Annotated in this window: 18 protein-coding genes; 9 read left to right on the forward strand and 9 right to left on the reverse strand. The window is 75.6% G+C overall.

Going from position 1 to position 19,241, the window contains the following annotated elements; translation table 11 throughout:
- Positions 1-155: 155 nt before the first annotated feature.
- Together IE332_RS18370 and IE332_RS18375 are read left to right on the forward strand one after the other, a co-directional pair.
- Complete coding sequence (locus tag IE332_RS18370; RefSeq protein WP_189917915.1) at positions 156-1,460, forward strand: sensor histidine kinase; 1,305 nt, start codon at positions 156-158, stop codon at positions 1,458-1,460.
- Positions 1,445-2,092, forward strand: coding sequence for a response regulator transcription factor (locus IE332_RS18375; protein WP_189917501.1), 648 nt, complete (start codon positions 1,445-1,447; stop codon positions 2,090-2,092). The genes IE332_RS18370 and IE332_RS18375 overlap by 16 nt, the downstream gene beginning before the upstream one ends.
- A gap of 3 nt (positions 2,093-2,095) precedes the next feature.
- On the opposite strand, the gene IE332_RS18380 is transcribed toward IE332_RS18375, so the two are convergent.
- From IE332_RS18380 to IE332_RS18395, 4 genes are all read right to left on the reverse strand, one after another.
- Positions 2,096-3,196, reverse strand: a complete 1,101-nt coding sequence (locus tag IE332_RS18380; RefSeq protein WP_189917503.1) for a hypothetical protein — start codon at positions 3,194-3,196, stop codon at positions 2,096-2,098.
- A gap of 462 nt (positions 3,197-3,658) precedes the next feature.
- On the reverse strand, positions 3,659-4,999 hold the full coding sequence (locus IE332_RS18385; protein ID WP_189917505.1) for a hypothetical protein: 1,341 nt from the start codon (positions 4,997-4,999) through the stop codon (positions 3,659-3,661).
- Positions 5,000-5,105: 106 nt separating this feature from the next.
- Positions 5,106-5,603: a GNAT family N-acetyltransferase gene (locus tag IE332_RS18390; RefSeq protein ID WP_189917513.1), complete on the reverse strand. Its 498-nt coding sequence runs from the start codon at positions 5,601-5,603 to the stop codon at positions 5,106-5,108.
- Complete coding sequence (locus IE332_RS18395; protein ID WP_189917515.1) at positions 5,600-6,967, reverse strand: DUF6271 family protein; 1,368 nt, start codon at positions 6,965-6,967, stop codon at positions 5,600-5,602. The genes IE332_RS18390 and IE332_RS18395 overlap by 4 nt, the downstream gene beginning before the upstream one ends.
- 358 nt (positions 6,968-7,325) lie before the next feature.
- Between IE332_RS18395 and IE332_RS18400 the strand changes: the two genes are divergently transcribed.
- The 7 genes from IE332_RS18400 (at position 7,326) to IE332_RS18430 (ending at position 13,836) form a co-directional block, all read left to right on the forward strand.
- A complete protein-coding gene (locus tag IE332_RS18400; RefSeq protein WP_189917517.1) occupies positions 7,326-8,525 on the forward strand; it encodes a peptidoglycan-binding protein in 1,200 nt (399 codons plus the stop codon).
- Between the two features lie 171 nt (positions 8,526-8,696).
- The gene (locus IE332_RS18405) at positions 8,697-9,395 is read left to right on the forward strand and encodes a DUF2269 domain-containing protein (protein ID WP_229928702.1); all 699 of its coding nucleotides are present in this window, start codon (positions 8,697-8,699) and stop codon (positions 9,393-9,395) included.
- Between the two features lie 138 nt (positions 9,396-9,533).
- Positions 9,534-10,553, forward strand: coding sequence for an LLM class flavin-dependent oxidoreductase (locus IE332_RS18410; RefSeq protein ID WP_229928703.1), 1,020 nt, complete (start codon positions 9,534-9,536; stop codon positions 10,551-10,553).
- 594 nt (positions 10,554-11,147) lie between these two features.
- A complete protein-coding gene (locus IE332_RS18415; protein WP_189917519.1) occupies positions 11,148-11,531 on the forward strand; it encodes a hypothetical protein in 384 nt (127 codons plus the stop codon).
- 217 nt (positions 11,532-11,748) lie between these two features.
- Positions 11,749-12,876: an ADAM 12 protein gene (locus IE332_RS18420; RefSeq protein WP_189917521.1), complete on the forward strand. Its 1,128-nt coding sequence runs from the start codon at positions 11,749-11,751 to the stop codon at positions 12,874-12,876.
- Between the two features lie 82 nt (positions 12,877-12,958).
- Positions 12,959-13,354 (forward strand): roadblock/LC7 domain-containing protein, encoded by a 396-nt coding sequence (locus IE332_RS18425; protein ID WP_308437579.1) that lies wholly within the window; start codon positions 12,959-12,961, stop codon positions 13,352-13,354.
- A 107-nt stretch (positions 13,355-13,461) separates the two neighbouring features.
- A complete protein-coding gene (locus tag IE332_RS18430) occupies positions 13,462-13,836 on the forward strand; it encodes a hypothetical protein (protein ID WP_189917531.1) in 375 nt (124 codons plus the stop codon).
- 96 nt (positions 13,837-13,932) lie between these two features.
- On the opposite strand, the gene IE332_RS18435 is transcribed toward IE332_RS18430, so the two are convergent.
- The 5 genes from IE332_RS18435 to IE332_RS18455 all read right to left on the reverse strand — a co-directional run bounded on the left by IE332_RS18435 (position 13,933) and on the right by IE332_RS18455 (position 19,237).
- A complete protein-coding gene (locus IE332_RS18435) occupies positions 13,933-14,358 on the reverse strand; it encodes a DUF6188 family protein (RefSeq protein ID WP_189917533.1) in 426 nt (141 codons plus the stop codon).
- A 120-nt stretch (positions 14,359-14,478) separates the two neighbouring features.
- Positions 14,479-15,591: an NUDIX domain-containing protein gene (locus IE332_RS18440; protein WP_189917535.1), complete on the reverse strand. Its 1,113-nt coding sequence runs from the start codon at positions 15,589-15,591 to the stop codon at positions 14,479-14,481.
- Positions 15,592-15,784: 193 nt separating this feature from the next.
- Positions 15,785-16,669, reverse strand: a complete 885-nt coding sequence (locus IE332_RS18445) for an SGNH/GDSL hydrolase family protein (protein WP_189917537.1) — start codon at positions 16,667-16,669, stop codon at positions 15,785-15,787.
- Positions 16,644-17,939 carry a glycosyltransferase gene (locus IE332_RS18450; protein ID WP_189917539.1) on the reverse strand — a complete coding sequence of 432 codons (1,296 nt, stop codon included), beginning with the start codon at positions 17,937-17,939 and terminating at the stop codon, positions 16,644-16,646. Before IE332_RS18450 ends, IE332_RS18445 begins: the two co-directional genes overlap by 26 nt.
- Positions 17,936-19,237 (reverse strand): glycosyltransferase family 4 protein, encoded by a 1,302-nt coding sequence (locus tag IE332_RS18455; RefSeq protein ID WP_189917541.1) that lies wholly within the window; start codon positions 19,235-19,237, stop codon positions 17,936-17,938. Before IE332_RS18455 ends, IE332_RS18450 begins: the two co-directional genes overlap by 4 nt.
- Between the last annotated feature and the right edge of the window lie 4 nt (positions 19,238-19,241).

Raw genomic sequence — 19,241 nt, forward strand, 5'->3', positions numbered from 1 at the left:
GCCGTCGCGGCGCCCCGCTCCGGCCCGGCGGGCGGTACCGGGGCCAGGGCACACGGAAGGGTGGGGCTGGCCACACTCCTCCGCTGATCAGGGCGTCGGCCGGCTCCGGCTGGTGCAGAGTGGGGGCATCGAACGGAGGCCGAGGAGCGGGGATGATGAGACAGCTGGCTTCGTGGGGCGCGCGCGTCGGAGTGGGGTTCCTCCGGGCCTGCGCGGTGGCGGTCGTCACCCTGCTGATCCCGGTGGTGTGGGCCGGCGCGGTCGCGCTGGGGATCCTCTGGGGGCCGGCGAACCCGTGGTCCTGGCTGCTGCCGGTGGTGCTGGTGGGCACCGGCACGCTCACCCTCGCCCGTCCGGTCTGCCGGGCCGTGCGCTTCCTGGTCGAGCGGTGGACCGGCACGGTCGTCCCGCCCGGATACCGGGAGCCCGGGCCGGTCACCCGGATGTCCACCGGCTACTGGTGGAACGGCCACTCCTACGAGCGCAGCCGCCGGGACGCAGTGCGGGACCAGGCCTGGCGCACCTGGTGGGGCGACCCGGCGACCTGGCGGGACCTGCGGTTCGCCGGGACCGCCCCGTTCACGGCGGGCCTGGCCGCGGCCGTCCCGCCGGCCGCGCTGGCCGCCGCGGTCCTCGCACTGGCCGGGCCGTCGCCGCTCTCCCGGCTGGTCGGGGCCCTCTTCGCGGCGCCGGCCGCCGCCTCCGCGCCGTACGCCTGGCGGCTGCTGGAGCCGGTGGCCGTCCGCTCCCTCGGCCCTTCGCGCGCCATGCTGCTGGCCGAGCGGGTGGACGAACTGACCGCCCAGCGCGCGGACGTGACCGTCGCCCAGGCCGCCGAGCTCCGCCGGATCGAACGCGATCTGCACGACGGCGCGCAGGCGGGCCTGGTCGCGCTCGGGCTCTCGCTGGCCACGGCCGAGAAGCTGATGGAGTCCGATCCGGAGCGGGCCCGCGCACTGATGCGCTCGGCGCGGGCCGGCGCGGCCGGCTCGCTGGCCGAACTGCGGGACCTGGTCCGGGGGATCAACCCGCCGGTGCTGACCGAGCGCGGCCTGGTGGACGCCGTCCGGGCGCTCGCCCTGAACAGCCCGCTCGACGTGACCGTCACCGCCGACGGGGGGTTCCGGCTGGAGCCGCCGATCGAGTCCGCCGTGTACTTCGGGGTCGCCGAACTGCTCACCAACGCCACCAAGCACGCCGGGGCGAGCCGGGTGCGGATCACCGTCCGCCGCGGCGAGACCGGCATCGTGGTGGAGGTCGAGGACGACGGCCGCGGAGGCGCGGTGACGGGCGATGCGGTGACGGGTGGCGTGGCGACGGGAGGCGCGGTGACCGGCGCCGAGGGCGGGCTCGCGGGCCTGCGCCGCCGGCTGGCGGTGTTCGACGGCACCCTGGAGATCAGCAGCCCCGACGGCGGACCGACCCGGGCGACGATGATGGTGCCATGCGAATCGTCGTAGCCGAGGACCTCTACCTGCTCCGGGACGGCATGGTCCACCTCCTGGAGGCCTACGGGCACGAAGTGGTCGCCACCGCGGCCACCGGCCCGGAGACCCTGAACGCCCTGCTGACCCACCGTCCGGACGCCGCCGTCGTCGACGTCCGGATGCCGCCGACCCAGTCGGACGAGGGCCTGCAGGCCGCCCTCGCCGCCCGCCGCCAGGTGCCCGGACTGCCGGTGCTGATCCTCTCCCAGCACGTGGAGCAGCTGTACGCCCGGGAGCTGCTGGCCGACGGCGCGGGCGGCATCGGGTACTTCCTCAAGGAGAGCGTGTTCGACGGCGAGCAGTTCGTCGACGCCCTGGAACGCGTCGCCAAGGGCGGAACGGCCATGGACCCGGCCGTGATCGCCGCGCTGGTCTCCTCCGCCCCCTCGAACCGCCGGCTCGACCGGCTCACCGAGCGCGAGCTGGAGGTGCTCGGCCTGATGGCGGAGGGGCTGTCCAACCAGGCCATCGCGCAGCGGCTGTTCCTCAGCGACAGCGCGATCAGCAAGTACACCACCTCGATGTTCGGCAAGCTCGGGCTCACCGACGACGAGAACGGCAACCGGCGGGTCCTCGCGGTCCTCGCCTACCTCAACAAGCCCTGACCGTCAGGGTGTCGATGGGGTGTTCGCGGCGGCGTCGGGGGTGCGGCCGTCCTGGGCCTGCCGGGCGCGCTCGGCGAGCAGCCGGGCGAACACGGTGAGCCAGGGCGCGGTGACGGCCGCCCCCGGCCCGTCGTCGTGCACCAGGAGCACCACACCGCCGACCCGCACCAGCGCCACCGCCGAGGAGGCGCCACGGGTGCGGACGGCGCTCTGGTCGCCGATCCGGGGGAGGGCCACCGCCCCCGAGTCCTCGCCCGCGGTGCGGTCGAGCGTGGTGTCGAAGGCCCGGGCGGCCGCCTCGGCCGAGGCGAAGGTGACCACCTCGAACTCCACCGTCTGGATGTCGGCCGCGCTGAAACTGACTGTGGCATAGGCGAGTTGCTGCTCGCAGGAGTCCGGCAGCAGGCATGGCACGTCGCCGTCCGTGCCCGTCCCCGACTGCGGTGCGCGCCGCACCTGCCAGCCGCCCGGCATGGCCCCCGCGTCGGGCAGCACGCCCCGCACCAGCGCCGGGTCGCTCAGCGGCGCGGCGTGCGCCAGGCCCGGCCCGCCCGGCCTCAGCAGCGGGCGCGAGCCCAGGTGGATGCCGATGGCGACCAGCGCGGCGAGCAGGACCAGCACGAGGGCCAGCACGATCGGCGTCGCGCCCCGGCGGGCCGCGAGGGCCTGGGCACGGGCGGCCTCCACCGGGTCGACCCGCAGCTGGACGGTCGAGGGGCCCTTCGGCGGCGTAGTGGGCGGGCCGGTCCGCAATTGGACGGTCGAGGGGCCCTTCGGTGGCGTGCCGGCCGGGCCCGTCCGCAGCTGGACGGTGCCGGGGTCGGTCCGCAGGTGGACCGTCGGCGGATCGGCCGGCCGGCCGAGCGCGGTGGTCGCCAGGTAGCCGGCGAACGCCTGGTCGGAGGCCAGCAGGTGCTCGACCGCGAGGGACAGCCGGTCCCGGGCCCGCGGGTCCTCCGGGCTCGCCTCGGCCGCCGCGAGCGCCCGCGCGCCCTCCGGCACCAGCCGCAGCCGCGCCCGCACCACGTCCGCCACGGCCTGGTGCGGGCCGCCGACCAGCAGCGCCTCCACCACGCCGGGTACCGTCCCGCGGCCGTCCCCCATGGCAACTCCCCTTGCCGGACCAGTCGTCGTCTCCACGATCCCGGACCGGCCGGTACTTCGTACGCCCGTCGAAACGGAACGGAGACTCAACCGCAACCGGCTCCGGACGTTGCCGGTGGGGGAGGGGCGTGAGGGACGGGTGGGGCGGGACGGTTCCGCCGCCGGCGGCCACCGTGCCCCGCACCTCCCGGTGGGACTCCGGCCGGTACGGGGCCTCGGGGCCGAGCGCGACTCTCGGGACGGCCGCGGTCGTCCGCTGCGCCTCCGCCAGGGTGAGGGCCCGCGGCGAGGCGCGGACCGTCAGGCCCGCGTCCCGTGAACGCTCGTCCCGGTGAACGCTCGCCCCGGTGAACGGCGAGGTCGAGCAGGCGCCGGGCGCTCGCGCAGCAGGAGTACCGCCGACGCGACCCCGCTCGCAGGTCACAGCGGTTCTTCGGGGTCGTGCGGGGCCTCCCGGGGCCGCTACCGGTCGGGCTCGGCCGCTGCCGCCTCCTCGGTGAGCGCGGCGATGACCTCCGCCGGCAGGGCCGGGTTGGCCGCGGCGGCTTCGGCGGTGCGTTCGTCCGGGGAGGCGAGGCACCGGGCGAGGGCCGCGGGCCCGGCGTGGGGGTGGGCCGCGATGGCGCGCAGGGCCTTGACCGGCACCGGTTCGGTGGCGGCGATCCGGTCGAGCAGTGCGGTCGGGGCGTCCGGGTTGGCGGCGAGGCCGGTGGCGACCTTGGCGGCGAACCGGTCCAGCAGGGCGGTGAGTCGCGCGGAGGTCAGGCCGGGGTGCGGGGCGACGGAGTTGGCCACCGCGGCGTCCGGGTCGGCGGCGAGCGCGTCCCGGACGGCGGCGGGCAGGTCACGGCGGCGGGCGACGAGCATCCGCACCCGGGGCTCCGAGGACGCCGCCAGCCGGGTGACTTCGGCCGGCCCGGCGGCGGCGACCCGGGGGAGCAGGGCGGCCCCGATCCGGACGGTGACGGCGAGCCGTTCGACCAGGTCGAGCGGGATGGCCGGATGGTGCGCGAGCCGGCGCCGGACGTCCGGATCGTCGTCGGCGGCGAGCCGGTGCATCAACGGCAGGTCGATCCCCGGGTTGTCGGCGAGGTTGCCCCGGACCCAGGGGGCGGGGTCCTCGGCGAGCCGGTGGTAGACCGCCGCGGGCAGCCCGGGGTGCTCGGAGAGCTGGTGGCGGACCGTCGGCTCGTCGTCGACGTGCCGGGCGGCCGCCGTGCCGGGGGTCGCGGGGTTGCCCGCCGCCTGGCGCCGGACCAGGACGTCCCGGTCGGCCAGCAGCGCGGTCAGCAGACCGGGCGGCGCGGCCTCGTTCGCCGCGACCCACCGCCGCACCTCGGCCTCCGGGTGGGCGGCGAGCCGCACCAGCAGGTCAGGGCGCTCGCTGTAGAGGCCGAGTTCGGACACCACGTCGACGGATTCGTCCACCGCGAGGAGGTCGGCGGTCTCGTCCGGCAGCCCGGGGCAGGAGCCGAGCCGCATCCGGACGTACGGGTCCGGGTCCCGGGCCAGCTGGCGGGCCCAGGCCGGGTCCCCGCGCCCCTCGTCCAGGAGGGCGAGCGCGACGAGGGGCCGGGTGACCGGGTCGACGTCCGCCGCGCGCAGCAGGCCGCCGTAGGCGAGCCGGACGGCCGTCTCCTCGTCGCGCCCGGCGAGCCGGCACACCTGCTCGGGCCCGAGGTCCGGCCGGTCGGCCAGCGCCTCGGCCAGGTCCCCGTCGGCGTCGGCGGCTTCGATCAGTCGGCCGAGGAGCTCGGGCGGCAGCGCGGGGTTGAGGGCGACGGCGTACAGCAGGGACGGCATCCGGGCATTGTGCCCGCCGCCCGGCCGGGCGCGCCCCCGAATTCCGCCGACCGACCGACTGGGTCTGCCGACCGGACCGACCGACCGGACCGGGCCCGCCGACGGGTCAGCGCACGGTCGTCGACATGTAGACCGCGCGCCGCCCGTAACAGGCCGGCACCGCCACCTCCCGGTGCGCGCGGTAGCCGATCAGCCGCAGCAGGATCTCCGCGCCGCGCACCGCGACCATCGAGATCCGCTCGAAGCCCAGCTCCTCCGCCCGCTCCCGGAAGTGCCGCATGAACCCCAGGGCGACCTCCCGGCCGCGCAGGTCCTCGGCGATCACCAGGTCGTGCACGTGCAGGTTGTCCGACTCGTACCGCGCGTCCTCCGGCCGGGTGAGGTCGGGGCAGCGCAGCGGCGGGTACGGGAGGCTCAGCAGGTAGCCGCGGACCGTGCCGCCCTGTTCCAGGACGAAGCAGGTCTCCGGTGAGCCGAGCGCGCGGGACTGCAGCGCCTCCCGGCCCTCCGACAGGCCGTCGGCCGCGTAGGCCTCGTGTTCCAGCGCGACCACGGCGTCCCAGTCCCCGTCGGCCAGCAGCCGGATCCGGAGGTCCCCGCTCACCGGGACGGCTCCTCCGTCGCGGCGTCGAGCCCTTCCGTCGCGGCGCCGAGCCCCTCCGTCGCGGTGCCGAGCCCCTCCGTGCGGGCGGTGGCCACCAGCGCGGCCCAGGCCTCCACCAGCACCGCCCAGCGTTCGGCGTCCTGCCGTGCCTCGTCCAGGAGCTGCTGCCGCCGCCCGGCCACCGCGTCCGCGAGCTCGGCGTACTTGCCGCCCAGCTTGCGGTAGGAGCGGTCCAGGACGTCCAGGCAGTGCTCGTTCCCGGCCCGGTCCCAGTCGACGCTGCCCCGCACCAGGTCGAGGATCGGCTCGACCTTCAGCCCGTGCCGCTCGTCCAGCAGTCCGCGGCCGAGGTCGATCATCCCGCCGTAGACCGGGTACAGGTACAGCATCGAGAGCAGGAACTTGACGAACCGCAGCTGGTAGGCGATGAAGCCGGCGCCGGTGCGGCGCTCGGGCGTGTAGTAGTTGACGATGTGGCGGTTGTGGGTGACGCCGGGCAGCCGGGAGTGGACCAGGGCGTGCAGCAGGGCGTAGTCGCTGCCGATGGTCTCGACCGAGGGCAGCAGCGGCAGCACCTCGTAGGCCCGGTGGTCCAGGGCGATGTTGCACATGTAGACGTCCCAGATGTCGGGCACGCCGAGGACGGATTCGTCGGTGGTGAACGGCTCGGAGCCGGCGCCCTTGAAGGAGACGTCCACCATCGCGTCCCGCTCCTCCTCCGACCAGACCGGCGGGGTCCACAGCCGCACCACGTCGCGGTAGACGGCCGGGTCCAGTTCGTGGATCTCGCTGATGTCCACGTTGAGTTCGCCGATGAAGGAGCCGCTGACCAGCATCACCGGCTTGTCCGCGTCGGCCGGGTCGAGCTCGGAGCGGGACACGCCGGCCGCCGCCTCGCCGGCCGGGCGGCCGATCGAGAGCAGCTCGTGGTGGATCGGGAAGACCTTCCGGCCGTCGACCACCTGGAAGTCGGCGTCGTCGTTGCGCAGGTGCGCCGAGGTGCAGCCCAGGGCCGCCGCGCCCAGGAAGAGGCGGTTGACGCAGGAGCCGTACGCGACGGCCCGCGGGAGCATCAGGTCGAGCAGCAGCCCGGGGTCGGCGGCGCCGGAGCGCTCGGTCACCCGGCGCAGGAAGTCCCGCTGCCGCGCCTCGCCGAGGTGGTGGACGACCACGCCGGGGGTGGGCTCCAGCGCGGCCACGGCCTCCGCGTTCTCCGCGAACCCGGCGGCGTCGGTGGTGTCGACGACGAGGAGGTGCACCTCGACCCCGAAGTTCGCGACGGCGTAGGCCGCCTCCTCGGCGAGTTCCGCGATGGTGTCGGGGCAGGGCCGCATGGTGGGCAGGGCGAGGCAGACTCTTTGCATGGTGCGGGTCTCTCCATCGGATCGTCAGGTTCGGTTCCACGGCGGTCAGTTGGACGCACGGGAATGCCCGGGTGCGAGGCTTTCGGCGGTCCGCCGGACCACCGTGGACTAGACCACTTTTGATGTCAACGATTGACAGCGGCGCCCCGACGGGGTGGAATGCGCCCCCTTCCGCGCGATCGACCGCACCCGCACGGGCGCCCGAATCGCACGCGGGGGCGAATGGCCCCCGCCGAGTCGAACGGCCGGACGGATACGGGGGGTTCAGTACCGGGCATTTGCGCCGTCGGGGTCAATCCGTGACCCGTACCTGCCGATACCGGAGGTGATGCCCTCACACCGTTCGGAGGAGCCAGCAATGCCCGAACTGTGGCTGCCCGGTGCCGAGATCCACGACCTCGGCGACCACGCGCCGACCGACCAGCAGTACCCGCCGAAGGCCATCGCCCACATCACCTGGGACCGCAACGCGACCGCCGCCGCCCCGCAGGATTGGTGCAGCTACGAGGACCTGGTGAACTACTTCACCGGCAGCGGCGCCGGCAACGCGCCGCACCTCGTCTGGGACCCGTTCAGCGGCCGGACGACGCAGCTGTTCCCGGCCGACTCCCGCTCGAAGAGCGTGCTCAGCCCGCCCGAGAGCCCGACCCGCACCAACCGGGCCGGGCGCGTGGTGATCCAGATCGAGGCGGTGTTCTTCCCCTACTGCCGCTACCGGGGTCGGGTCTACCCGCGACTGGTCGACACCCCGTGCGCGGGCTGGGACCGGATCCACGCCTGGACCGCCTCCTGGGGCGTGCCCGACGTGTGGCCGATGGGCCGGCCGGCCGGCTTCTCCGGCCGCCGCGACGAGCACGTCTGGGAGACCCGCGGCGGCTGGTACGCGCACGCCGACGTGCCGTTCAACGACCACACCGACCCCGGCTCCTGGCCCGACTTCACGGCCGGCCCCGGCTCCCCGGACGACCCGCCCTCGCAGCAGCACCCGGTGCCCCCGGCGGACCGGACGCCCGCCCGGTACCAGGTCTCCATCAACGGCCTGCCGTACGGTTACGGCGCCCGGGGCTACCAGGTGACGGCCGTCGGGCGGGCGCTCGTCGCGCGTGGCTTCGGCTCCCACTACCACTCCGGCCCCGGGCCGAACTGGACGGACGCGGACACCGAGAACTACGCCGACTACCAGGGGAGTCTGGGCTACTCCGGGCCGGCGGCGGACGGCGTCCCCGGCGAGGGCTCGCTCAACCGGCTGCTCGGCTACATCCCCGGGCAGCGGTCGGTGTCGGTCTCCCACGTGGTCTCCGCCGCGCGGACCGACCCGGGCGCGGAGCAGGGGCACCGGACGTACGGTTCCGAGGTGGCGATCGTGGAGCAGGCGCTGGTGGACGAGGGGCTGCTCGAACAGCAGTGGGCGGACGGCTCGTTCGGCACCCGTACGGTCGCCGCGTACGCCGCCTGGCAGCGGCGCTGCGGGTACGAGGCCGGGGCGGCGGACGGCATCCCGGGGCCGTCCTCGCTCCACCGGCTGGGTGCGGCGCAGGGCTTCACGGTGACCGACTGAGCGGTGCCGCCCTCCGGTGGTACTCCTCCTGAAGGTGTGTCGACCCGTTCGGGCGGGGGCGCCTACTCGCGGGGGAGTAGACGGAGTTACTTCCGTCGGCAGATGTCCGATGGGGGGCGGAGGGGAGAGTCTGGGGCCGTCCTCGTGACCCCGACTCGAAGGAGGTACCCCGTGCGCCCGTCCATCGGAGCCTCGGACGCTGCCGGTGTCGCCGGTGCGGTCGGTGCCGCCGGTGCCGCCGACGCGGTCGGTGCCGCGGACGCCGCCGGTGCGGTCGGTGCCGTCGCGACGCCCGGCCCGGCCCCCGGCGGCAGACGGCGATCGGCGGACCGCCGCCTGCCGCCGGGGGTGCGCAAGCCCCTGGTCGTCCTGCACGTCGTCGCCTCGGTGAGCTGGCTGGCGCTGATGCTCTGCCTCCTCACCCTGGCGGTGACGGCGCTGACGACCGCGGACGCCGACCGGCTGCGCGCCGCCTACCGGGCGATGGGCATGCTCGGCGACGCGCTGGTCCTGCCGCTGAGCCTGCTCACCTTCCTGAGCGGGGTGGCGCTCGGGCTCGGCACCTCCTGGGGGCTGTTCCGGTACTACTGGGTGAGCACCAAGTTCTGGCTGACGCTCGCGGCGATGGCCGCCTCGGTCTTCGCCCTCACCGCCCGGCTGCACGACGCGGTGCGCGTGGCGGACGTGCACCCGAGCGGCCCGATCCCGGTGGCGGAGCTCGGCTTCGTCCGCTACAACACGGTCATCGTCCCGGCGGTCGCCCTGTCGCTCTACCTCTTCAACGTGGCCCTCTCGGTGTACAAGCCCTGGGGCCGCCGCGGCACGGCCACCGCGCGCCGGCGCCGAATACCGGAGGCGGGCGGCGCCTGAGCCGACAGCCGTCGGCCCGGGGCGCTGCCCAGGTGCGCCGAACCCCGTGGTGCCGAATCTCGGGGCGCCGAATCTCGGGCGTCGCAGGCCCCGGGCCCGAACCCCTGACCGGGGGAATGGCCGCGCGTCCGGTGGGCGTTGTCCACCCACGTGATCAGCGCTACGCCCACCGTCAGGCTCTCCGTGCTCGACCGCTCCCGTACCCGGCAGGGGGAGGAGCCGGCCCGGGCGCTGCGGGACACGGTGGACTTCGCCCGTGAGGCCGAGCGGCTCGGGTACCACCGGTTCTGGGTCTCCGAGCACCACGGGGTGCCGGGGGTGGCCGGTTCGGCGCCCACCGTGCTCGCCGCGGCGGTGGCATCGGCCACCTCGCGGATCCGGGTCGGCACCGGCGGGGTGATGCTGCCCAACCACCGGCCGATGGTGGTGGCCGAGCAGTTCGGGGTGCTCGCGGCGCTCTTCCCGGGCCGCATCGACATGGGCCTCGGCCGGTCGGTCGGGTTCACCGACGGTGTCCGGCGGGCGCTCGGGCGGGAGAAGGACGCGGCGGACGACTTCGGCGCCCAGCTTGCCGAGCTGCTCGGCTACTTCGACGGCTCGCAGGACGCGCACCGCGGGGTCCACGCCCGTCCGGCCGAGGGCCTGCACGTGCCGGCCTTCGTCCTGGCCACCGGCGCGGGCGCCGACCTGGCCGCCGACGCCGGCCTGCCCCTGGTCATCGCGGCCGCCCGCGGCGAGGAGCGGATGCTCGCGGCGATCGACCGCTACCGCGCCCGCTTCCGCCCCTCGGCGCAGGCCGCCGAGCCGTACGTGGTGGTCTCGGGGACGGTCGCGGTCGCCGACACCGCCGAGCAGGCCCAGGAACTGCTCGTCCCGGAGGCCTGGTCCGGCGCCTACTCCCGCACCCACGGCGAGTTCCCGCCGCTGGCCCCTGTCGCCGAGATCCACGCCCGGTCGATGACCGAGCGGGAGCGGGCCGCGTACGAGGCCTCGCTCAAGGGCCACATCGCGGGCACCCCGGAGCGGGCGGCCGCCGAGCTGACCGCGCTGGTGGAGCGCAGCGGTGCGGACGAGTTCCTGGTCACCACCAGCACCTACGACCGCACCGCTCTTCTCGACTCCTACCGGCTGCTCGCCGAGGCGGTCGGCCAGGCCTGAACCGGGGTGGCCCGGCCCCGGTCCCGATTTCTTGCCGGGGCCGCTGACCTGCTACTGTTCATTCCGTCGAGAGGAAATGATCTTCCGAAACGGAGATCTTCTCGAGCAGGCGTCAGCGGTGCTACCAGAGCACGTCCCACTTTCAGTGGGAAGAGTCCGTGCAACCCGGGCCTGGCGCTCCACCCGAAGGGGCTCGTTCCGTCCAACGGAACGGGCCCCTTCGTCATGCGCTCCGGAGGTCTTCCGCCCACGGCGTGGCGTCAGGTGTTCGACCCTCGCGGAAACGTCCCTCTATCGCACTCGCGGGCTCGAAACCCTCCGGCGCGGCCGGGTATCGGCCAAGGTCCCGTTCCAGGTGGCCGATGAACGCCGTTCCCGAACGGTCCACCGGCCAGCGGATTTGCCCCTCCGGCATGGCTGACGCATCGTCATACCTTGGCCGGAACTAGCTGCTTCTGGTGTGAATATGCCATTGGAATGTTCGTCGTATGGGATCCGGCAGTAGCCTTCCGTGTCGGATCTGCCACTGCTGGTGGCGACCCGGCCGGTGCCGCGCGGCGCTCCGGCCGCCCCAGACCCCGCGAAGGAGCCGGTGTGCCGGGTATTGACGAATGTCTCTCCGGAGCGATGGCGATCGCCGGAGCCCGCGCCGCGAGCCTGGTCGACTGGGGCAGCGGGCTCGCCCTCGGCAGCCTCGGGGACGGCCCCACGGGCGAACACGAGACCTCCGCCGCCGAGGCAACGGACCTGGTGCGAGCGGCTGTTGAGAGCCAGACCTTCACGGCGGCGGAGGACCGGCGGTCCCCGCTGGAGGACATCATCGTCACTGCCGGCCGCAGTTACCACCTGATCCGCTTCATCGACACCGTCTTCGACAGCAGGCTCGTCCTGCACCTCTGGCTGGACCGCGCCGAGGGCAACCTCGCCGCCGCACGCTTCCGCCTCCAGGCGCTGGCCGAGGAGCTGGTGCTGGGGTGAAGACGACGCCGATGCCCTCCGCTCCGTCCCTGCCGCCCGTCGCTTTTCGGCCGCCGGCCCGCCGTGCCGGCAGTACTGCCCGTACGGCCAGTACTGGCAGTACTGCCAGTACTGCCAGTACTGCCAGTACTGGCCGTACGGGCCGCACGGGCCATCTCGCGAAGCGCGTGACCGGTTCCGGCACCCGCCGTACCACCGGCCTCCGGCGGTGGGCCGTATGACCACCGCCACCGGTACCGTCCCGCCCCCGGCCGAGTACGCCGCGCCGAGGACGCCGGGCGAAGCCCTCGCCCTGCTCGCCGACCGCCGCGCCACCGGCGCCCTGTACGGTCCGCTCGGCACCCTGCACCTCGTCGACGGCGAGGTGGTCGGCGCCGAGTCCCCCCGGGCGCCCGGTCTCGCCGACCTGCTCACCGGCTGCGGCCGGATCACCCCCGAGCACTGGTCGGAGCTCGTCCACGTCCACGGCCCGCGGGCGCGGGTCGGCGAGGTGCTGGTCGAGCGGCGGCTGATCACCCGGGGAGAGCTCGAACTCGGCCACCTGGGGACGCTGTTCGACGCCGCCTTCTTCGTCCTGGCCGATCACGGCGGCGGCTTCTGGCGGTTCGAGTCCGACACCCGGCACTGGCTCGGGCCGGTCGCGACGGTCGACCCGGAGCGGCTGTGCCGTGAGGTCGAACGCCGGCGCCGACTCCTCGACCGGATCTGGCCCTGGGCGCAGCTGGACACCGCGCCGGTCCGCCCGGTGGAGCACAGCCGCCGGCCGTCCCACCGCCCGCCCGGCCGCCGGCGCCGCGAACTGCTCGACCACGCCGACGGCCGAAGAACCCCGGCGGACCTGGCCCGCCTGCTCGGCCGCTCCGGCTTCGGCGTGACGGCGGACGTCCGCCGCCTGGCGGCCGCCGGACTGCTCGACGCGCCGTCGGCCACCGTGCCGTCGACCACCCTGCCGTCCAGCGCGGTGCCGTCGGCCACCGAACCTCCCGTCGCGGCCTCCCAGGCCGCCGTGCCGCCGCCGGTCGCCCGTGCGGCCGCCGCCGGACGCACCCTCGGCGGCCTGCACCGCCGGATCCCCGGCGCCAGCCTGCGCGGCGCCGCGCAGTCCGGAGCGGTGATCGTCGGCACCGTGCAGGTGGGCCCGGTGGTCGCGGCGCCGGCCGCCGCCGCACGAGCCGCCGCCCCGGGACCCGCAGTCCCGGGACCCGTCGCCCCGGGACCAGCCGCCGGAACGTCCGCCCGCCCCGAACGCCAGCCCACCCCGGCAGCGGCCCACCCGCTGACCGTCCCCGACCCGGACATCGCGCTGCTGACCCGGGTCCGAGACCTTCTGGAGGCCCGACTTTGACCCACTCCCCGCCCGCGACCCCGTCGTTCCGGCCATGAGGCGGGCACTCAAGCAGCGAGTCGGAAGGAGACAACTGATCGCCTTGGAGACCGAGCTGCTCGCCGAACTGCGCGCCTGCAAGCACCGCGTCCCGCACCTGGCGGGCGGTCTGGTGGCCAGCGTGGACGGTCTGCTGGTCGCGCACGACACCCACGGGACGGAGCCCTCCGGACTGGCCGCGATGACGGCGGCCTCGCTCTCGCTGGCCCAACGGCTGGCCGACACCACCGGCCAGGGGGAGTTCCGGGAGTCCCTGGTGCGCGGCGAGAACGGCTACGTCGCGACCTACGCGGCCGGCGGCAGCTGTGTGCTGACCCTGCTGGCGCACCCGGACGTCAACGTGGGCCGCCTGCACCTGGAGGCCCGCCGCAGCGCCCAGCGCATCGCCGGGCTGCTCAACGACAGCCTCCTGCCCAAGGACCCGCGCGACGCGGGCTGACCCGGACCGACCCCGACCGACCCCGACTGACCACCTCACCACCGCAGAACCCCAGAAGCCCAGCACCCAAGAACCCGACAACCCAACCACCGAACGGGAGTTACCAGATGACCGACGCAGCCGGCGCACTCAAGCAGGCCATGACCAGCATCGAGGGCGCCATCGGCGCCGCCCTGGTGGACTACAACAGCGGCATGGCGCTCGCCACCCTCGACGGCCCCGGCGGCCTGGACCTCAACGTGGCCGCGGCCGGGAACACCGACGTGGTCCGCGCCAAGATGCGCACGATGGACATGCTCGGCCTGCAGGACGGGATCGAGGACATCCTGATCACGCTGTCCAGCCAGTACCACCTGATCCGCCCGCTGACCGGCCGCACCGGCAAGGGCCTGTTCCTCTACCTCGCGCTGGACAAGGCCCGGGCCAACCTGGCGATGGCCCGCCACCAGCTGGTCAAGATCGAGGCGGACCTGGAGGTCTGACGCCCGCCCGGGCGCCGGAGGAGTCCCCGGCGGCGGCTCACGCCCCGCCGGGCTCCCCCGCGGGCCCGGACCCGCACCCCTCCCGCACCCCGCCCCTCACCCCGTCCCCGGCCCGGACGCGTGCTCCGCTCCCTGCTCCTCCCAGCGGACCTCGCCGCCCGGCAGCCCCGCGCACGCCACGCCCCCGGCGGTCAGTACGCTCCACGGCGCCAGCTGAGCGTGCGGCGGGACGGACAGCGCACCGCCCCCGGCGAAGCCCAGCTCCAGGCCGCCGGCCAGGGTGATCAGCGCGGTGTCGACGGTCCGCCCGACCAGCGCCAGCAGCGGGGCGCTCGGCTGGACGGTCAGTGCCGGGAAGAAGTGCCCGACCTCCTCCGGCGCGGTGAACGACGGCGCCGCGAAGCGGAATTCGTGCGCCACCCGGACGGTCACCCCGCCCGCCAGCCGCAGGTCCAGCCGTCCGCCCCCGCTGACCGACTCCACCAGACGGCCGGCCAGCACCTCCGTGATCGCGTTCTGCATGCCCTCAGTCTGTCCCACCCGGGCCCCGCCATCACTTCCTGCCGCCCGACCGAACGACCGCCCGACCGGCCACCGGCCCGCCCCGACCGGCCGTCCCCCCGCCGACCGGCCCCCCTCCCGCTAGTCCGCCGCCAGCCCGCCCACCAGCTCGACCGGTCCGCCCGTCCCCGCGCGGGCGGCCAGTGCGGCGGCCGTACGGCCCCAGGACGGCCCGGTCAGCAGGGTCCGCGCCTCGGCGGGATCGCAGAGCCGCCACTCCACCAGCTCCGCCTCCTGCAGCACGATCGAGCCGAGCATCCCGTCCGTGACCGTGCCCCCGTCGTACACGTACACCAGGACGGCGGTGTCCCGGCCGGTGGCGGGGTTCGCCGCCGGATCGGCGGCGGCGCCCGGCTGCCAGTCCAGGGCGAGCAGCTTGCCGGGCTCGACCTCCCAGCCGAGCTCCTCGTGGATCTCCCGCCGGGCCGCCGTCCGGGGCGTCTCCCGGTCCGCCTCGACGCCGCCGCCCGGCAGCGTCCAGTACGGTTCCTGGCCGCGCGGGCCGTCCCAGGGCCGCAGTCGTACCAGCAGCACCCGCCCGGCGGTGTCGGTGAACAGGGCCCGGGCCTTCGCCCGGATCCTCGGTCGGGTGGCGTAGTAGGTGTCCCGGTCGAGCGGGGGCTCCGGCCGCTGTTCGACCTCGGGGTGCAGTTCCGGGGCGGCGGCGAGTCCGAGGTACTCGGGCACCGGCCCGTCGGCGGGCAGCTCCCGCAGGGTGTGCCCGACCGGCCGGCTGTCCTCCAGTTCCAGCGGCCCGGCCGCCCGGGGTGTCCGCAGGCAGGCCGTCACCCGGCGCGACAGCAGGGGCGGCAGGGCCTGGCCCGCCCGGTCGGTGGTCAGCCAGGTCCATCCGCCGACCTCCGCCGCGTCCGGCCGGATCACCGCCGCCTGCTGCTCCGTCAGCGGCTCCGCCCAGTACAGGTAGGCGACGATCGGCGGACGGTCCTCGCGGAGCGCCCAGTCGACGCAGGCCAGCGGCCCCAGCCGCGGTGTGAACCCGAGCTCCTCGGCGATCTCCCGCCGCGCCGTCTCCCGCGGCGACCGGTCCGTCGGTTCCCAGCCGCCGCCGGGGATCGCCACCGGATGCTTCCCGTCGTACGGCAGCCGCACCACGAGCAGCCGCCCCTCCCGGTCCGGGAACAGCACCCCGGCCGCCGCCAGAATCCCCCGGCCGCCCGCTTCCGCGTTCTCCACCCCGGCTCCCTCCGTCACGCTCTCCCGGCCCTCCCGGGTCATGTCGTTCCCGGTCGTGCTCTCCCCGGTCACGACAACCGCGGCCACCCCCATGGTTCCCACCCGGCCGCCGCCCCGATCACCACCGCCGGGTGACGCCGTACGGACGAGCGCCCCCGGGCGGCGCCGTGCGGGCCACCGCCCCCGCGCGGGGCTACCCCAGGGAGGCCAGTGCCTGAGCCGCCGCCCGGGCCATCTGCTCGTCGTGCCGTCCGCTCGCGCCGCGCAGACGGGCGACGGTCTCGGAGGCCGCCAGTGCCAGCAGCCCGGGCAGCAGGTCGGTGCTGCGGGCGGCGACCCAGCGGGTGCCCCGGGTGGCCATCCACCAGAGGTCGGCGGCCAGTCCGGGCGGGGGCTCGGCCGGTGCGGAGGAGGGCGGCGGCCCGAGGGGGTGTCCGGCCTCGGCGAGGAGTCCGTGGAAGCGGTGGGCGATCAGGTGGTGGCCCTCGGCGCTGGGGTGCAGACGGTCGACGCTCAGGAGCCGTCGTTCCTCCAGCCAGGGCAGGTCGGCGAGGTGCAGGTGCACCGCCCGGTGGCGCGCGGTGAGGGCGTGCACCACGGTGTTGACGGCCCGCATCCGCCGTGCCAACGGCCGGGCGAGCGGGGCCGGGAGGCGGAGCAGGGTGCCGGGGTCGGGCAGGCAGGCGGTGAGCAGTACGGCGCCGTGGCCGGAGAGTTCCCCCAGGGTGGCGTCCAGTTCCAGGGTGGTGCGCCGGATGTCGAAGCCGGCCCGGAGGGTGTCGTTGCCGCCGACCACCACGGCGGCCAGCTGCGGCCGGGCCGCCAGCGCGTCGGGAAGTTGGCGAGTCGTCAGATCACTGGTGAGCGCCCCGCTGTAGGCGAGGTTGGTGAACTCGGCCTCCCGGCCCTCGGGGAGCAGCGCATGGGCGAGGACGGCCGCCCAGCCGCGCCACCCCTCGCCCGTCGAGTCGCCGACCCCTTCGGTGAGCGAGTCCCCGAGCGCGACGAACCGGGCCAACTCGCCCGCCGGTGACCGCTCCCCGGTGACCCGGTCAGGTCCAGTGCCGAGCACGCTCATCCTGACCCCCTTCCCCGGCCTCGCCGTTCCGCACGCCGTACGGTTCCGTGCCGTCTCCGCTCGGCACGCCGTACGGTTCCGTGCCGTCTCCGCTCCGCGCGCCGTGCGGTCCCGCGCCCTCTCCGCTCCGCACCCCGTGCGCCGCCAGGAACGCGGTCACCGCGGCCGGCCAGCCGTACCGTTCCGCCTGTGTCCGGGCGGCGGACCGGCGTACGCCCTCCGGCCGGTCAAGCAACTGCCGTACCGCGGTGGCGAACCCGGCGCCGGTGTCGACGGCGGCCACCCCGGCGAGCCCGACCAGGCCGGGCAGCGCGGAGGAGCGGCTGACCACCACCGGTGTGCCGCAGGCCAGGGCCTCCATCGCGGCGAGCCCGAAGGTCTCCACCGGCCCGGGTGCGAGCGCCACGTCCGCGGACCCCAGCAGTCGGGCCAGCGCCTCGCGGCCGCTCAGGTGGCCGAGGAAGCGCACCGGGACCCGCAGCCGCGCGGCCCGGTCCGCCAGCCGTTCCCGGAGCGGGCCGGTTCCGGCGACCACGAGGACGGCCGGCACCCGGCGCGCCCGCAGTGCGGCCAGCGCCTCGACGGCCCGCTCGGGGCGCTTCTCCGCGGAGAGCCGCGAGCAGAGCACCAGCAGCACCTCCTCGGGCGCGGCGTACCGGGCCCGTTCGACGGCCCGTTCGGTCCGGGGCAGCGGCCGCATCGCGTCCAGGTCGACCCCGAGCGGTGCCCGGACCAGGTTCGGCGTGCCGATCCGCCGGAACTCGGCCGCCGCCCAGTCGGTGGTGCACAGCACGGAGTCGTACGCGCGGGCGGTCGCCGCGTTCAGCCGGTCGGCGGCGGTGCCGGCCAACGGTCCGGGAACGCCCCAGGTGCGCAGCACCCCGGTGGCGCTCTCGTGGGACACCATCACCGAGCGCACCCCGTGCCGCCGGGCCCAGGCGCCGGTCCAGCGCAGCGTGGTGCGGTCGGACACCTCCAGCCGGTCGGGGGTGAGCCTGGTCAGCTCGGCGGCCACCGCCCGGCGGTCGGTGAGCAGCCGGTAGCCGCCGCTGGCCGGCAGTACCGGGCCGGGCAGGGTGACCACCAGGCCCTGCTCGGTCTCCTCCTCGGAGCGCCGCTCCCCGGGCACGATCAGGACCGGCCGGTGCCCGGCGGCCCGGTACCCGGCGCCGAGGTGTCGCAGCGCGGTGCGCAGGCCGCCGGAGACCGGGGTGACGAAGTTGGCGAGCCGCACGATGGTGAGCGCCTCGCGGTTCGGGGCGGAGGTCATGCCGGCAGTTCCTCCGGCAGCGCGCTGCCGGCCGCCTCGCCCCCGGCGGCCGCACCAATCCCAGCGCCCCCGGCGGTCGAGACCGCACCGTCCGTAGAAGCGACGACCCCCGCGACCGCGGGGGAGAGCAGCGGAGCGAGGGACCCGACCGGCACCCCCCGGTGCTCCGCCAGCACCTCGGCGTAGTGCCGCAGCAGCAGGTCGCCGACCGCCTCCCAGGTGCGGGCGGTCACCTCCGCCCGGCCGGCCCGGCCGTACGCGGCCCGCCGCGCCGGGTCGGCGGCCAGTTCGGCGACCGCCCGGGCCACGGCCGCGCCGTCCCGGGGCGGTACCAGCAGGCCGGTGCGGTGGTGCCCGACCAGGTCCAGCGGGCCGCCCGCCGCCGGGCCGATCACCGGCACCCCGCTCGCCATCGCCTCCTGGATGGTCTGACAGAAGGTCTCCAGCGGGCCGGTGTGCACGAACACGTCCAGGGTCGCGAAGCAGCGGGCCAGTTCCTCACCCGTCCGGCGGCCCAGGAAGACCGCGCCGGGCATCGAGGCCTTGAGTCCGGGCGCCGTGGGTCCGTCCCCGACGATCACCACCCGCACCCCGGGCAGTGCCGAGGCGGCCGCCAGCAGGTCGACCCGCTTCTCCGGCGCCAGCCGCCCCACGTAGCCGACCAGCACCTCGCCGCCGGGCGCGAGAGCCCGGTGCAGTGCCTCGTCCCGGTGCCGGGGGTGGAACCGCACCGAGTCCACCCCGCGCGGCCACAGCTGCACCCGGGGCACCCCGTGCGCGGTCAGGTCCTGCGCCGCCGGTGTGGACGGCGCCAGCGTCCGGGCGGCCGCCCGGTGCACGGCCCGGATCCGCCGCCACGCGGCGGCCTCCCCGAGGCCCCGGCCGGCCCGGTAGGCGTGCGCGTACCCGGCGAGGTCGGTCTGGTAGACGGCCACGGCGGGCACCCCGAGCCGGGCGGCCACCTGCATCCCGCGCGCGCCGAGCACGAACGGGCTGGCCAGGTGCACGATGTCCGGCCGGTGCCCGGCGACCGCGGCCGCGAGTTGCCGGCTCGGCAGGGCGATCCGCACCTGCGGGTACCCCGGCAGCGGCATCGACGGGATGCGGACCACGGGGATCGCGGCCGCCCCGGCGCTCCCGAAGCTCTCCGGCGGGCACTCCGCGCCCCGCGCCGGCGCGGGGGTGACGACGAGGGGCTGATGGCCGCGGCGGACCAGATGCTCGGCCGTCCGCAGCACGCTGTGGGCGACCCCGTTGACCTCGGGAGGGAAGGATTCGGTGACGATGACGACGCGCATGCCA

The organism is Kitasatospora xanthocidica, assembly GCF_014656195.1.
In the GTDB taxonomy this organism is placed as follows: Bacteria; Actinomycetota; Actinomycetes; order Streptomycetales; family Streptomycetaceae; genus Kitasatospora; species Kitasatospora xanthocidica.